The organism is Ralstonia mannitolilytica (genome assembly GCF_905397375.1).
In the GTDB taxonomy this organism is placed as follows: domain Bacteria; phylum Pseudomonadota; class Gammaproteobacteria; order Burkholderiales; family Burkholderiaceae; genus Ralstonia; species Ralstonia mannitolilytica.
In genome coordinates this window covers 234141-248887 of the sequence record NZ_CAJPVG010000006.1, presented here as the reverse complement: position 1 = coordinate 248887, position 14747 = coordinate 234141, and the positions used below count along the sequence as shown (strand labels likewise).

General features: G+C 68.4%; 12 protein-coding genes. 7 read left to right on the top strand and 5 right to left on the bottom strand.

Annotated elements, in window-relative coordinates; translation table 11 throughout:
* Positions 1-311: 311 nt before the first annotated feature.
* From KHN96_RS14045 to KHN96_RS14035, 3 genes are all read right to left on the bottom strand, one after another.
* Complete coding sequence (locus KHN96_RS14045) at positions 312-854, bottom strand: hypothetical protein (RefSeq protein WP_062737971.1); 543 nt, start codon at positions 852-854, stop codon at positions 312-314.
* A gap of 95 nt (positions 855-949) precedes the next feature.
* Positions 950-4855 (bottom strand): translocation/assembly module TamB domain-containing protein, encoded by a 3906-nt coding sequence (locus KHN96_RS14040; protein ID WP_181817427.1) that lies wholly within the window; start codon positions 4853-4855, stop codon positions 950-952.
* Between the two features lie 11 nt (positions 4856-4866).
* On the bottom strand, positions 4867-6654 hold the full coding sequence (locus tag KHN96_RS14035; protein ID WP_062737972.1) for an autotransporter assembly complex protein TamA: 1788 nt from the start codon (positions 6652-6654) through the stop codon (positions 4867-4869).
* Between the two features lie 225 nt (positions 6655-6879).
* Between KHN96_RS14035 and KHN96_RS14030 the strand changes: the two genes are divergently transcribed.
* Genes KHN96_RS14030 through panC form a run of 3 tightly spaced genes read left to right on the top strand, consistent with a single transcriptional unit; the run spans position 6880 to position 8856 of the window.
* Entirely contained in the window at positions 6880-7068 is a 189-nt protein-coding gene (locus tag KHN96_RS14030; protein WP_045787452.1) for a DUF3460 family protein, read from the top strand.
* A gap of 31 nt (positions 7069-7099) precedes the next feature.
* Complete coding sequence (locus KHN96_RS14025; RefSeq protein WP_045787453.1) at positions 7100-7981, top strand: segregation and condensation protein A; 882 nt, start codon at positions 7100-7102, stop codon at positions 7979-7981.
* A gap of 23 nt (positions 7982-8004) precedes the next feature.
* Positions 8005-8856 carry a pantoate--beta-alanine ligase gene (gene panC / locus KHN96_RS14020; RefSeq protein ID WP_045787454.1) on the top strand — a complete coding sequence of 284 codons (852 nt, stop codon included), beginning with the start codon at positions 8005-8007 and terminating at the stop codon, positions 8854-8856.
* 51 nt (positions 8857-8907) lie between these two features.
* Here panC and KHN96_RS14015 read toward each other — a convergent pair whose 3' ends face one another.
* Together KHN96_RS14015 and KHN96_RS14010 are read right to left on the bottom strand one after the other, a co-directional pair.
* Positions 8908-9573: a ParA family protein gene (locus tag KHN96_RS14015; protein WP_045787922.1), complete on the bottom strand. Its 666-nt coding sequence runs from the start codon at positions 9571-9573 to the stop codon at positions 8908-8910.
* Positions 9574-9649: 76 nt separating this feature from the next.
* Positions 9650-11146: a cobyric acid synthase gene (locus KHN96_RS14010; protein WP_062737817.1), complete on the bottom strand. Its 1497-nt coding sequence runs from the start codon at positions 11144-11146 to the stop codon at positions 9650-9652.
* A gap of 49 nt (positions 11147-11195) precedes the next feature.
* Between KHN96_RS14010 and cobU the strand changes: the two genes are divergently transcribed.
* From cobU to KHN96_RS13990, 4 genes are read left to right on the top strand one after another with little or no spacing between them, the layout of a single operon-like run.
* Complete coding sequence (gene cobU / locus KHN96_RS14005) at positions 11196-11780, top strand: bifunctional adenosylcobinamide kinase/adenosylcobinamide-phosphate guanylyltransferase (RefSeq protein ID WP_045787456.1); 585 nt, start codon at positions 11196-11198, stop codon at positions 11778-11780.
* A gap of 5 nt (positions 11781-11785) precedes the next feature.
* Entirely contained in the window at positions 11786-12757 is a 972-nt protein-coding gene (gene cbiB / locus KHN96_RS14000; protein WP_254171169.1) for an adenosylcobinamide-phosphate synthase CbiB, read from the top strand.
* On the top strand, positions 12754-13761 hold the full coding sequence (gene cobD, locus KHN96_RS13995) for a threonine-phosphate decarboxylase CobD (protein ID WP_062737819.1): 1008 nt from the start codon (positions 12754-12756) through the stop codon (positions 13759-13761). The genes cbiB and cobD overlap by 4 nt, the downstream gene beginning before the upstream one ends.
* A gap of 22 nt (positions 13762-13783) precedes the next feature.
* Positions 13784-14728 (top strand): cobalamin-binding protein, encoded by a 945-nt coding sequence (locus tag KHN96_RS13990; RefSeq protein WP_045787459.1) that lies wholly within the window; start codon positions 13784-13786, stop codon positions 14726-14728.
* Positions 14729-14747: the final 19 nt, after the last annotated feature.

Below are 14747 nucleotides of genomic sequence, written 5' to 3'. Positions count from 1 at the left end.
GCAGTTCGGCGGGGATCGCCGGCAGATCGGCCGGCTTGGTCTTCGGTTTGCCAGGCATAAGGTCTCCTTGGGAGCATGTTATGCCTTGAACACGAAATTGCTGACAGGTCCGGAGGAAAAAGGAAGGGAAACTGTCTGAGCGAAGCGAGTTTTTCCCTTCCCCTCCCTGCGACATAAATTCAAGGAATCTTTCGCCATCTCGGGCGCGCATTTCTTTGCTTACTTTCTTTGGGCAAGACCAAAGAAAGTGAGTCAGCCCCGCCAGGGGATGAAACAAGGGATGCACCACAAAAAAACCAGAGCCAAAAACCCTACCCCCCATTCAACCGATCATCACTCCGCGAAGTCGTCGTAACACGCCCATCCACCCCAAAGTGCACATTGAAGAAAGCCCGTTCAGTCGCGCTTTCCATCCACCGATACCCCCAAACCTCTTCCTGCTTCAGCTTAAACACCTCCACCTTCCCCGGCTTGCCCAGCATCCGGCGAATGTCATCCTTGCTCTGCCCCACCTGGACGCGTCCAAAATTCTCGGCGGTCAACACCTGCTCGATCTTCTGCACGTGCCCGTCAGGCCCGATCGTCACCATCCACGTTGAAGTCCCTTCCGGACCGCGCGGATACTCCAGTTGCCGCGTGCCGCCTTCGTTCTCCCAGATCGTCTCGGGCTGGCCGGCGGTGGCCCTGACATCGTCCTCGGTGGATTGCCCGGCCACGATGTCCTTGAACAGCAGGTTGTCGGGCTTGGCCGATTGCCACGCGCGCTTGGCGGCATCGCCGACGCGATCCACTGCCTGGTCGACCTTCTGCTGATCACAGCCGAACAACCCCAGCAATGAAGCCAGAATGCCCATGGTGACTCCCACTTGTGCGAGTTGACGAAGATGCGACATGGAACTCCTCGTTCGAAACCTGTACCCGTCGCCATTCTGGCAGCCGGGCTATCCGATTACCAACGCTTGTTGAACAGGACCGACGCACCGTTGATCGTGCCGCCGCGCGCCACGACCGACCACCGCCGCGAGAATTGCCACGTCAGTTTGACGATGGAGTCCGCTGTCGACAGGCTCTGCTCATAGCCCACGGTGATGCGCTCCGAAATTGCCTTGCCCAGGCTCACCACCTGCGGGTCGGTCAGGCCCGACGTGGATGGCCCGATCGAGAATTCGTCGAGCCCGAAGCGCCGCGCCACGTTCTTGCCGGCCACGTTGCCCAGCAGGCCGAGCGCCGCGCCGGACATGGCCTGCTGCTGGCCCAGGCCCGCGTTGGACGCGCTATAGCCGAACATCAGCCATGACAGTTTGTCTTCGTCCGGGACGTTGGGCTCGGAGACGAGCTTCACGCGCGGCTGGCGCACGGTGCCCGTCACCTGCACGCCGGCCTCAACCTCCTGGTTGCGCCGCATCGCGATGATGTTGAACGACGGGTTGTTGATCGGCCCGATGAAGTTCAGCACACCCTGCTCGATCGCGAGCTTGCGGCCGAACGCCTCGTACGTGCTGCCCTGCCGGACGAAGATCGTGCCCGTCCCGCGCAGCGGCACCAGCGGCTCGCTGTGCACGTGCATCTGTCCGCCGAGCGACAGGTCTGCGCCGGCGCCCTTGAAGCGGAAGTTGTCGCCAAAGTCGACGTCAACATCGACCACGGGGCTGAAGCGGCCGGCTGGCTTCTCCTCGCGCTTCACGCCGCGTTCGGCCTGGTTGCGGGCGGCATCGGCGCGCCGGACGATCACCACGTCATCGCCGAGGCTCGGTGCGCCGTCCTTGGGCAGGTCGAACAGGCCGCGGTCGACCTTGAACTTGCCGGTAACGGCCACGCGGTCATTGTCGTTGGTGATCCGCGCCTGGCCCGACAGCACCAGCGTGCGATCCGGATCGGCAAACAGCTGCAGCCTGTCGGCCACGATGGACCCCGCGAGGTTCGGGTTGGCCTCGCCCAGCTGCACGCGGCCCTGCGCGCGCACCGTGCCTTCGCCGCCGTGGAAGACCACGTCCTGCAGGTCGACCACGTTCTGGTCCAGCGCCACGCGCAGCACGCCGCCCGTCAGCCGGATGCCCTGGTCATACAAGGCCACCTCGACGTCCTGCCCGGTCAGGAAGCCGCTGACTTTGGGCGCGCCGACCGTGCCGGCAAAGGTCAGGCTGGCCGCGAGCTGGCCGTCGGTGGCCACGTCGGGCCCAAGCAGATCGCCGATGCCCTTCAGATGCGGCAGGCTGATCGTCAAGCCGCCGGACAGCGGCGACGTGGGCGCCATCAATGCCAGCGCGCCCGGCCCGCCGTCGCGCATGAGCCCCACGCCGGCATCGAGATAGAGGTTGCCGACACGCGTGGACTGCACGTTGCCGCGCACGGCGAGCCGCATGCCCTCGCCGCGCGCGTCGATGGTGGCCTCGGTCAAGCCCAGCGGCGTGAAGCCGCGTCCGGCGTTGATCGACAGATCGCCGCTGCGCCGGGCGATGTGCGCCGTACCGATCGCAGTGGCGCCGAGGTCGACGTCCCACTGGCCGTCGATGACGAGATCGCTGCGCACGGGCGGCGTCTGGCCCGTCCACGTGCGCACGAGCTCGAGCACCCGTGCCACGTGTAGTCCATCGAAGCGGCCGGCGCTGCGCACGTGGCCCTGGACGGATTCGACGCGATCGATTCGGATGGGCGTCTGCTCCAGTGTCAGATCGGCGCGCCCGACCAGCAGGCGGCCGGGCCCGACGGAAACGCGCACCGGGGCAGTCAACTGGAGGTTGGGCGCGCCCTGCGCCGACAGCGTGGAGATCGTGCCGTCCCAGCCGTCGCCGTCCTTGCCGGGCGTCAGTGCGCCGTCGCCGGCGAGCGCGAACTTGAACGGCTGGTTGCGCACGTTGCCATCGGCATCGGCGTGGAAACGGTGCGCACGGCGCGTGCCGTCCAGCGTGGCGCGGACCTCGCGCAACGAAATGCTCGGCCCCGTGACGCGCTGTGCGGCGAGCTCAAACAGCAGCGGGCCGTCGATGCCGTCGCGGATCTGGGCGCGGCCTCTGGCAGCGTCGATCCGGTTGCCCTGATAGGCGAGCTGGCTCGCGCGGAACGTGGCATCCGCCTGCGGCCGCTTCAAGGTGCCCGACACATCGGCGGACAGGGCGAGCGAACCACTGACGCCGAACTGCAGCCGCGCCAGCTGCGGTGCATCGACATCCACGCGCAGGCGGTCCCCCGCGGCGCCGAAGCTGCCGCGCAGGCTCGCCTTGTTGCCGGCCACGTCGAGCCTTGCGTCGCTCGGCAGCAGGCGCATCGACTCGCCCGCAATGCGCACGTGGAGGTTGCCGTCGCCCGTCATCGGCAGCCCGGCGTAGTCGCTGTCGCGCACGGCAAACTTGATGGCCGCGTCAATGGGCTCGGCCAGCGTGCCGTGTGCGTCGAGGTCGGCGTTGATGCGGCCCTTGGCCACCTTGGCGAGCCGCGCCGGATCAAACTCCGCCAACTTGCCCTTGAAAGCGAACGACTGCGCGTCGTCGTGCCTGAGCGTGCCCGCCAGCGTCAGCCGCGAGCGGCCAAGCGAGACCTGCGCGTTCTCCACGGCCACTTGCGCGGCGTCCAGCACGGCCTTCGCTTGCGCACGCATGTCGCCGCCCGCCAGATCCAGCGCCACGTGCTGCGTGCCGCCCGCGAAATCGACGGTGATGGGGCCCTCGAGCCGGGTCTTCTCCAGCGACGTGTGCAGCGCCTGCAGATCGAGCTGGCGCACTTCCACCCGCAGCGCGCCGTGGCCCTTCTTCACGTCGGCGCCCCCGGTGAGCTGCGCGCCGCCCAACAGCCGTACGTCGAGGCCGGTGAGTTGCTGCGCGTCTTCGTTCAGGCGCACCTGCGCGCGCAGCGATTGCAGCGGAAGCTTCTGCTTGTCGAGCGTGCCGGCCTGGGCATTGTCGATCTGGATCGGGCCCGCCACGGTCAGCACCGGCGATTTCTCGTCGGGGCGCAGGTCGGCATGCACGGACAGCGAGGCCTGCGGCGCGCCGGGCGCAAACGCACGCGGGTTCACGTGGTCGGCCGACACGACGGCGCGCGACAACGGCAGCGCGGCAAACGGCGTGGCGTCGATCTGCGCCTGTGCGGTCATCTTGGCGCCGCTGCCCGTCGCATCGACGTGCAGCGCTTCCAACGACCCCGCCAACTGCGCCGACACCGATGCATCCTGCTTCTGCCCGCCAGCCTCGAACTGCGTCGCAAGCGTCGCCGCACCCGTCAACGGATACGGCCGAGTGCCCGTCACGCGAAGCGTCGCGGCCAGCTTGCCGGCAGGTGTCTGCATGCCGTCAAGCAGCACGTTGTGATGCGTGCCGTCGGAATGCAGGCTGCCGGCGATCGACTTCAGCTCGGTGGTGGACGTCCCCTGGCGGATGGCCAGGCGGTCCACGGCGAGCCGGTCCACGTCCAGCGCCAGCGGCACCACCAGCGAGTCGGGCGGCCCACTCGGCGGCGATGGCGGCGTCGGGTGCAGGATCACCTCGACATTGCCGGCGGTGAGGTAACCAAAGTGTGCATGCCAGGGGCCGCGCGTGATGGCCCACTTGCCTTCGACGTGGTCGATGCGCACCTCCGTGCTGCCCGCGCGCACGTGCACGTCGCGCAGCGACAGGCCCTCGCGCGCCGTGCCACCGACGAGCCTGCCCGACACATAGGCGTGGCCGAAGCGCGTGACGAGCGACCACAGCTGCGCCGTCCCCGTCTGCGAATGCACCGCCCAGACCAGCCAGCCGGCCAGCGCCAGCACGATGAGGAGCACGAAGGCGACAAACCCACCCAGCCAGCGCCACAGGCGGCGGCGGTTACGCCTGGGCGGCGGCACTTCGGGCTGGGTCGAGTCGGGCGTCTGCGATTCCACCATGCTCATGCTCAGAACGCGATGCCCAGCGACACGCTCGGCCGGAACTGTTTCTCCTGGATTCCGTAGCCCAGATCCAGCTGGATCGGGCCGACGGGGCTCTTCCAGCGCACGCCGACGCCGACGCCGTTGTACCAGCGGCGCTCCGGCCAGTTGTCGGTGGCGGTACCGGTATCCCAGAACACCGCGGCGCCCCATTCCGGCAGAAACCAGCGCTGGTACTCCAGCCCGCCCGTCACGAGGAACTTGGCGGGCAGCGTGCTGCCGTTGACGTTGTTGCCAATGCTCTGGAAATCGTAGCCGCGCACCGACTGCGTGCCGCCCGTGCGAAAGCGCAGCGTGGCCGGCACGCCGTCGCCAGGACCGCTGGTGATGACGGCCCCCAGCTCGGCCCGCGCGACCAGGATGTCGCGCTGCCCCACCGGCACGAACTGCCGGATGCGGCTGTACGAACGCACGAACGACTGGTCCGTCAGCACGCCCTTGACCGCCGCGCCGATCTGCGTGGTGATGATGTTGCCGCGCCGCGGGAACAGCGGGTCGTCCACGTCGCGGCGCGTCCACGAGAAACCGGGCACCAGGGCCTTGCTCAACTGGCGCTCGGCGCCGTCGGGGCGCAGGTCGTCGTAGTAGAAATCGACGGTGAACGACGTCTCGTAGATGCCGCGCACGCGTGTCTGCTTGAAGCCCGAGCGATAGCTGCGCGTATCGGTGCCGGAGGTGTCCGTGCGGTCCATGCTGGCGTAGACGCTGTTGACGTACTGACTCTCGTCCGGCGGCAGGGTCACGCTGCCGAACAGGTACTGCCGGCGTTGCTCGATGCGCGCCTGGGTGTCGGCCACCCACGCCTTGTTGAACAGGTTCAGATACTGATACCGGCCTTCCACCGAGGCGCCCGTGTCGGTGCCGTAGCCGACGCCGCTGGTCAGGCGGTTGGGCGGGTACTCCCGCACCCGCACACGCACCGGGGCGTTCACGGGGTTCTTCGGATCGTCGCCCAGGTCCACGATGGCGTTCGCGAAGTATGGCTGGCCCTGGATGGCCGCCTGCAAGGACTGCAGGCGGTCTGCCGAGTAATCCTCGCCCACGCGCAACGGGTTCACGCGATCGATGATGCTGCGCGGATAGCGCGACAGGCCCTGTACGTCGAGCGGCCCGAGCGTGTAGGCCGGCCCGCTGTCGTACGCGACGGACAGGTCCGCCTTGCTTTCATCCGGGTCGATGCGCGCCTCGGACGCCGTCTGCCTGGCCGCGTAGTAACGTTTGCTCTGCAGCGCGGCGAGGCTGTCGTCCTTGGCCTTGTCCCACCCCGTCTGGCGGAAAGCCACGCCCGGCTGCAGGCCCCAGGCCTTCTTCAGCTCATCGATGCGCTTGGGTTCCTGCGTGATGGCCCCGGTAAAGTCGAGCGACACGCTGTCGACCGTGGTGCGCGGGCCAGGGTCGACCTTCACCTGCACGACGCGGTGCTCCGGCTGCCCTTCGATCTGTGCGGTGGCCTTCGGCACGAAATAGCCCTCGGTGGCCGTCAGCTTGGTGACCTGGTCGCCAATGGTTTCGACCATGTACTGGAGCTGGTCTTCGGTGATGTCCTTGCGGCCCTTGTAGCGCGACAGGTCCAGATGCCGCTCGAGCAACTCACGGATGCTCTTCGGGGCGTCGATCTTGACGTCGTACTCTGCGTGAACCGGCATACCGGCCAGACCCAGGACGCAGCCCGCCGCGAACGCAGCGGCTCGCGCATCCAGAAAGCGAAAACGTGGCGGTCGTGATGGTCGCGATGGTCGGTTGGAACCCTTCATCGTGGCAAACATGGCGCCGCCCCACGGGCCGGCCGGATCGAGGAAAGCCGTATTTGACCATACCGGGCGTGGCCGGTGCCCTGGTCAATGCGACGAAAACGTCCTTGCGGACAAATCCAGACCCCCTCCGCAGACGGCGTGCCCGCCGGCCAATACGGTAAAATGCGCGGTTATCCGCCCTGGCATGCCGCGGGCGGGCAAGGTCATCCAACATCACTTACCGCCATGTCCCTGTACAAGTCCGAGATCACCCAGTTCCTGGAAGAACTCAAGACCCAGAAGCCCGAGCTTGAAGCGCAGCAGCGCCAGGGCCGCGCCCTGCTGTGGGACAAAGACCCGATCGATCTGGAAGAACGTGCGCGCGCCAAGGCCGCCCGCGTGCCGCAAAAGCCGTACGTCTACTCGCTGGACTGATCCCGCCGCCGGCCCTCGAGCGGATCGCCGCATGACCACTTCTGCGCAGGACAAGCTGCCGCTGCCCGTCGAGCTGCCCACCGTAGCGCCCGAGCAGGACTCCACGCCCGCGCAGGTCGACGGCCTTGCCTTCGCACGGCTGTACGGCGAGCCGCTGTTCAAGCTCCCGCAGGATCTCTACATCCCGCCGGATGCGCTCGAGGTCTTCCTTGAAGCATTCGAAGGCCCGCTGGACCTGCTGCTGTACCTGATCCGGCGCCAGAACTTCAACGTGCTCGACATTCCGCTGGCGCAGGTCACGCGGCAGTACCTGGCGTACATCGAGCAGATCCGCGCAACCAACCTCGAGCTGGCCGCCGAGTACCTGCTGATGGCGGCCATGCTGATCGAGATCAAGTCGCGCATGCTGCTGCCGGTCAAGAAGACCGACGAAGGCACCGAGCCCGAAGACCCGCGCGCGGAGCTTGTGCGCCGTCTGCTCGAATACGAGCAGATGAAGCTGGCCGCGCAGAAGCTCGATGCCCTGCCGCAGCTGGGACGCGACTTCCTGCGCGCGCAGGTCTACATCGAACAGAGCCTCGCGCCGCGCTATCCCGACGTCAATACCGACGACCTGCGCGCTGCGTGGGCCGACGTGCTGCGCCGCGCGAAGCTCACGCAGCACCACAAGATCTCGCGCGAAGAGCTGTCCGTGCGCGAGCACATGAGCCAGATCCTGCGCCGCCTGCAGCACGCCCGGTTCATGGAATTCACCGAGCTGTTTGAAGAAGCGATCCAGTCCGGCAAGGGCGCGCCCATCGTGGTGGTCAACTTTGTCGCCATGCTGGAGCTCTCCCGCGAATCCCTGGTGGAAATCACCCAGGCTGAACCCTACGCACCCATTTACGTGCGCCTCGCCTACTCGCCGACCTGAACGTCGGCCCATAACCAGACCGCATGAAAGTCATCTCGTCCATCCAGGAACTGCGCGACCAGCTGCGCGGCCAGAACCGCGTCGCCTTCGTGCCGACCATGGGCAACCTGCATGAGGGCCATCTGAGCCTGATGCGACTGGCGCGCCAGCACGGCGACCCCGTCGTGGCATCCATCTTCGTGAACCGCCTCCAGTTCGGCCCGAACGAAGACTTCGACAAATACCCGCGCACGCTGCAGGACGACATCGAAAAGCTGCAGAAGGAAGGCGTATACGTCCTGTTCGCGCCCACCGAGCGCGACATGTACCCCGAGCCGCAGGAATACCGCGTCGAGCCGCCGCATGATCTGGGCGACATCCTCGAAGGCGAGTTCCGCCCCGGCTTCTTCAAGGGCGTGTGCACGGTGGTGATGAAGCTGTTTTCGTGCGTGCAGCCGCGCGTGGCGGTGTTCGGCAAGAAGGATTACCAGCAGTTGATGATCGTGCGCCGCATGGCCAACCAGTTTGCGCTGCCGGTGGACATCATCCCGGCGGAAACGGTGCGCGCGGACGACGGCCTCGCGCTGTCGTCGCGCAACGCGTATCTGACCAACGAAGAGCGCGCCGAGGCGCCCGAGCTGTACCGCATGCTGCACCGGGTGCGCCAGGACGTCCTGGAGACCGTGCTGCAGGGCCAGGCGTCGCACGAAGAGGTGACCAACAAGGCGATGGAGTACCTGCGCGGCCGCGGCTGGCAGCCCGATTACGTGGCCGTGCGCCGCCGCTCCGACCTGCAGGTGCCGACGCCCGAGAACATCGCCGCCGGCGAGCCGCTGGTGGTGCTGACCGCCGCCAAGCTCGGCAAGACCCGCCTGATCGACAATCTCGAGATCTGAGCGAAGGCGGTCCACGAAAAAGCCCGGCAGTTGCAAGTTGCCGGGCTTTTTTCATGCTGCCACCGACGCGTTGGCGGGCGACGCCTCTACGGGCCGCGCGCCGAGCCAGGCCAGGATACCGCTCCACTGCTCCACATCTTTCGCCACGCGCGACGGCGCCACGTCCCAGAGCGTGAGCCCGTGCGCGGCGAGTTGCACATAGTTCTGGGTATCGCGCAGGTAGCCCAGGATGGGCACGTCCAGGCCCTGCACGAAGCGCTGGAGTTGCTCGGCGGCACGCGTGCGCATGTCCACCCGCATGCCGACCACGCCCAGCTTGACCTCGCCGTGGCGGATCGGCTTTTCGTCGGCCAGCCTGCGCAGGAAGGACTGCGTGGCCAGGATGTCGAACATCGAAGGCTGCAGCGGCACGATCACGTAGCCTGACATCTTGACCAGGTCGCCCAGGCGCCAGCCATGCAGGCCAGCCGGCGTGTCCAGCACGACGTGCGTCGTACCTTTGGGCGGCTTGGCGATGTGGTCGGCATTGATTTCCCACGTGCGGATGGGCCGGGCGGTCTCTGGGCGCAATGCCAGCCATTCGCGGGAAGACTGCTGGCGGTCGGTGTCGCCCAGCATCACGGCGTGGCCCTGGGCCGCAAAATAGCCGGCCAGGTTGGTCGCCAACGTGGTCTTGCCCACCCCGCCCTTCGGATTCGCTACAACGGCCACCGGCATGCCTGCCTCCTTGTGCTCGTCGAACTCGTGTGCCGGGTCGATCACCCGGAAAATCTGCATCTCTGCGGATTATGGCTCAGCGGGTATGTGACGGCGGCGGAAAGGTCCCAAACAGCGCGGCGAGGTCGAGATGTGCCTCGCAGACGTCCGCCAGCCGCTCGATCGAGCCCTCCCGCAGGGCGGCGTAGTCCTGTGCCTGCGCATCACGCACGCCCGCCCAGGCGAGGAGCGCCCGACACGCCTCGGGCGCATCAAACAGCCCGTGCAGGTACGTGGCCAGAATCTGCCCATCGGCCGAGACCGCCCCGTCCAGTCTGCCGTCGTCGAGGCACACGGCGGGCCGCGCGAGTGCCGGGCCGTCGGTCACGCCCATGTGGATTTCATAGCCGGAGACGCCCGCCCCGCCCTCGGCCAATGTGCCGCGCACGTGGCGCAACTGCTTGGCGGCTTCGAGCGTGGTTTCGAAGTCGAGATAACCGAGGCCATCGCTGCTGCCGGGCGCGCCTTCGAGGCCTTGGGGGTCATGCAGGCGCCGGCCCAGCATCTGCATGCCGCCGCAGATGCCGATCAGCTTGCCGCCATAGCGCAGGTGTCTCGCGATGGCCGGCTCCCAGCCGTTGGCGCGCAGCCACGCCAGATCGGCCTGCACGCTCTTGCTGCCGGGCAGGATGATGAGATCGGCCGGCGGAATCGGCTGCCCGGGGCCGACGAGGCGCACGTCCACCTGCGGATGCGCGCGCAGCGCATCGAAGTCGGTGTGATTCGACACGCGCGGCAGCACGGGGATCACCACGCGCAATGCGTCGGCCGCTGCCGCATGCTGCGCGGTCTGCACGGCGTCCTCGGCATCGAGGTGCAGACCGTGCAGATACGGCAGTACGCCAAACACCGGCTTGCCGGTCTGCGCGGTCAGCCAGTCCAGGCCGGGCGTGAGCAGCGAAACATCGCCGCGAAACCGGTTGATGACGAAACCGGCCACGCGCGCGCGTTCGCTGTCGGACAGACACGCGAGCGTGCCGAGCAGGTGCGCGAACACGCCGCCGCGGTCGATATCGGCGACCAGCACGACGGGGCAGTCGACGGCTTGCGCAAAGCCCATGTTGGCGATGTCGCGGTCCCGCAGGTTGATCTCGGCGGGGCTGCCGGCGCCTTCCGCGAGCACGAGCTCGTATTGCGCGCGCAGCCGTGCGTGCGATTCGAGCACGGCCGCCATGGCGGTGGGCTTGTAGGCGTGATACGCGCGGGCGTCGAGATCGCAGCGCGGCTGGCCGTGGATGATGATCTGCGCGCCGGTGTCGCTATTGGGCTTGAGCAGCACGGGGTTCATGTCGACCGTGGGGGCGACGCCGGCGGCCTGCGCCTGCAGCGCCTGTGCACGACCGATCTCCCCGCCGTCTGCGGTGACGGCACTGTTCAGCGCCATGTTCTGCGGCTTGAACGGCGCCACGCGCACACCCGCACGGCGCGCCACGCGGCACAGCCCCGCGACGAGCGTGCTCTTGCCGGCGTCCGACGTGGTGCCCTGGATCATCAGCGTGCCCCGCGGCGGCACAAGGAAAGGTGCTTTCGACATGCGCGGATTATCGCACCCGCCCTCGCCGCGCCCTCGCTAGAATGCACGGATGTCACGCCGTCTTACGCTCGTCCTCGGTGGCGCCCGCTCGGGCAAGAGCCACCACGCCGAACAGCTCGCGCTGCAATGTACGGGTCCCGTCACGTACCTCGCCACCGCGCGGGAGGGCGACGACGAGATGCAGTTGCGCGTGGCCCTGCACCGCGCGCGCCGCCCCGCCGCGTGGGGACTGGTGGAAGAGCCCGTGCACCTGGCGGAAGCGCTCTACACACACGCCCAGCACGGCGGTTGCGTCCTGGTCGATTGCGTGACGCTGTGGCTCAACAACCTGCTGTTCGGCGACCCGGCCGCGCCGCACGCCTACCCCGACACCGGCGTCATCACCCCGCCCGAGGCCTGGACGCACGAGATCGACGCGCTGCTCACCGCGCTGCCGCTGGTGCCCGGCGACATCATCCTGGTGAGCAACGAGATCGGACTGGGCGTGGTACCGATGGGCGCCGTCACGCGCTTCTACGTGGATGAGCTTGGACGGCTGAACCAGCGCCTCGCCGCATTGGCCGACAACGTGCATCTGCTGGTCGCGGGCATTCCGATGGTCGTGAAGGGGCCGGCACTCGGCGCGACGAAGTGAGTGCCATGCTGGGCGGCGTGTTCGATCTCGGGTGGCCACTCGTTGCGTTCGCTGCGCTCGGGGGCGTGCTGCTTGATCGCCTGTTCGGCGAGGTGCCGCGCTGGCATCCGCTGGTCGGCTTCGGGCGCATCGCCACTGCCGTGGAACGCGCCATGAACCGCAGGCCTGCCGCGCTGGCGTGGTCGCGCACCGCCGGGCTCATCGCGTGGGCGATCGCCGTCCTGCCGTTCGTGCTGGTGGCGGGGTGGTTCGTCACCGGGGCGCGAGGCGCCTCGCCATGGTGCGTGACGGCGCTCGATGCCATCGCGCTCTACATCGCCATCGGCGCACGCAGCCTGCATGACCACATCGCCCCGATCGCGCTTGCGCTGCGCGATGCCGATCTGCCCCGCGCACGCGCACTGGCGTCGCGCATCGTCTCGCGCGACCTGCATGATGCCGACGGCGAGCCCATTGCTCGTGCCGCCGTGGAATCGGCCCTCGAGAACGGCAGCGACGCCATCTTTGCGCCGCTGTTCTGGCTCGTCGTGGCAGGCGCCCCCGGCGTGGTGCTGTACCGGCTGGCCAACACGCTGGACGCGATGTGGGGCTACCGCAATGCGCGCTTTGCCGGTTTCGGCTGGGCAGCCGCACGCATCGACGACGTGCTCAACTGGGTGCCCGCCCGGCTCACGGCCACGAGCTATGCGCTGCTCGGCCACACCGGTGATGCGCTGCGCTGCTGGCGCGCACAGGCGCCGCAATGGTCGAGCCCCAACGCAGGCCCGGTGATGGCCTCCGGCGCCGGCAGCCTGCGCGTGAAGCTTGGCGGCACCGCGCGCTACGAAGGCGTGGATGAGCCGCGCCCACCGCTGGGCACCGGCGCGCCCGTCGCCGCGGCCGACATCACGCGCGCACTGGCTCTGGTCTCGCGCACGCTGTGGTGGTGGCTGGCCATCTTGGGCAGCCTCGCCGTCATCGCGTGGAGCGCGTCATGAGCGGCATCGTCCATGGCGGCAACCTGGCCGCCGCCCGTGCCCGCTACGGCGAGCCGGCCGGTGGTTGGCTGGATCTCTCGACCGGCATCAATCCGCGCGGCTATCCCGTTCCGCCCATCCCGGCTGATGCCTGGCTGCGACTGCCCGAAGACGATGGGCTCGAAGTGCAAGCCGCCGCGCATTACGGCGTGAGCGATACGCGTGCGGTGCTGGCGGTGGCCGGCTCGCAGGCGGCCATCCGCGGGCTGCCGGCCTTGTTGCCGCGCAGGCGCGTCGGCATTGCGCAGACCGGCTACAGCGAATACGCGCCGGCCTTCGCGCGAGCCGGCCACACCGTCGTACCGCTGCCCGAAGACGCGTTCTTCACCGACCTGCCGGCCAACGTGCGGCATCTCGTCGTCGTCAACCCGAACAACCCGACCGCACGCCTGCTGCCCGCGCAAACGCTGCGCGACTGGCATGCGCGCCTGCTTGCGCGCGGCGGCACGCTGATCGTCGACGAGGCCTTCATCGAGGCGTTCGACGATGGCCCGACGATGGCGCCGTTGGCGGGGGCGCCGGGCCTGGTGGTCCTGCGTTCGATCGGCAAGTTCTATGGGCTGGCCGGAGCGCGCATCGGCTTCACGCTGGCTGCGCCGGAACTCGTGGATGCGCTGCGCGACGCCTTGGGCCACTGGACCGTCAACGGCCCGGCGCGCGCCGTGGTGCGTGCCGCGCTGGCCGACGCGCCGTGGCAGAGCGCCACGCGCGCGCGCCTGCAAGCTGAAGGCGCGCGGCTGCATGCGTTGCTGGATCGCCACGGCCTGCGCAACACCGCCACGCCGCTGTTTGCCTGGGCACCGACGGCCGAGGCACCGGCGCTTCACGCACGGCTGGCGCGGGTCGGCGTCTGGACCCGCCTGTTCGATGGGCCCGTCGCGGGCCTGCGCTTCGGCTTGCCTGCGGATGAACCCGGATGGCAACGCCTGGACGATGCGTTAGCATCGCTGTCGCTTTCCGCATGACCGCCTCCCCCCGCCCCGTTTGATGACAGTCCGTTTCAGCCACCTTGCCCGCGGCGTTGCCGCGCTCGGCCTTGCCGCCCTGCTCGCCGCGGTCGCCCCCGCCCTTGCCGCAATCTCCGTCACCGACGACACCGGCGCCGCCGTCACGCTGCAACGCCCTGCGCAGCGCATCGTCAGCCTCGCGCCGCACGCCACCGAACTGCTGTTCGCGGCGGGCGGCGGCGCGCGCATCGTCGGTACCGTGACGTACAGCGACTACCCGCCCGCCGCCCGCGACATTCCGCGCGTGGGCGACAACCGGTCGCTGGACCTCGAGCGCATCGCCGCGCTCAAGCCCGACCTGGTGGTCGTCTGGCGCCACGGCAATGCGCAGAAGCAGCTCGACCGGCTCCGTGCGCTTGGCATTCCGCTGTTCTTTTCTGAACCGCATCGCATGGCGGACATCCCGCGCTCCATCGAAGCGCTCGGCACGCTGCTCGACACGCGCGCCAGCGCCCACGACGCCGCGCAGCAGTTCCGCCAGCGCGTCGATGGCCTGCGCAACCGCTACAGCGGCCGCCCGCCCGTGACGGTGTTCTACCAGGTGTGGGAACAGCCGCTGATGACGCTCAACGGCCAGCACATCTTCTCCGACATGCTGGCGCTATGCGGCGGCCGCAACGTGTTTGCCAGCGAGCCGCTGCTGGTGCCGACGGTCTCGGCGGAGGCTGTGATCGCGGCCAACCCCGAGGTGCTGCTGACGGCCAGCATGGGCGCCACGCAGGGCAATCGCCCCATCGACACGCTCGACGGCTGGAAGCGCTGGCCCCAGTTGCAGGCCGTGCAGCGCGGCAACCTCTTTACGATCAACGGCGACCTCATCAACCGCTTCGGGCCACGCCTGGTGGAGGCCGCCACGCAGTTGTGCGAAGACCTGGAAGAGGCGCGCACGCGGCGGCTCGGGATGCACGCCAGGATCGGACGCTGACGTTGGCCGCGCGTCGGGC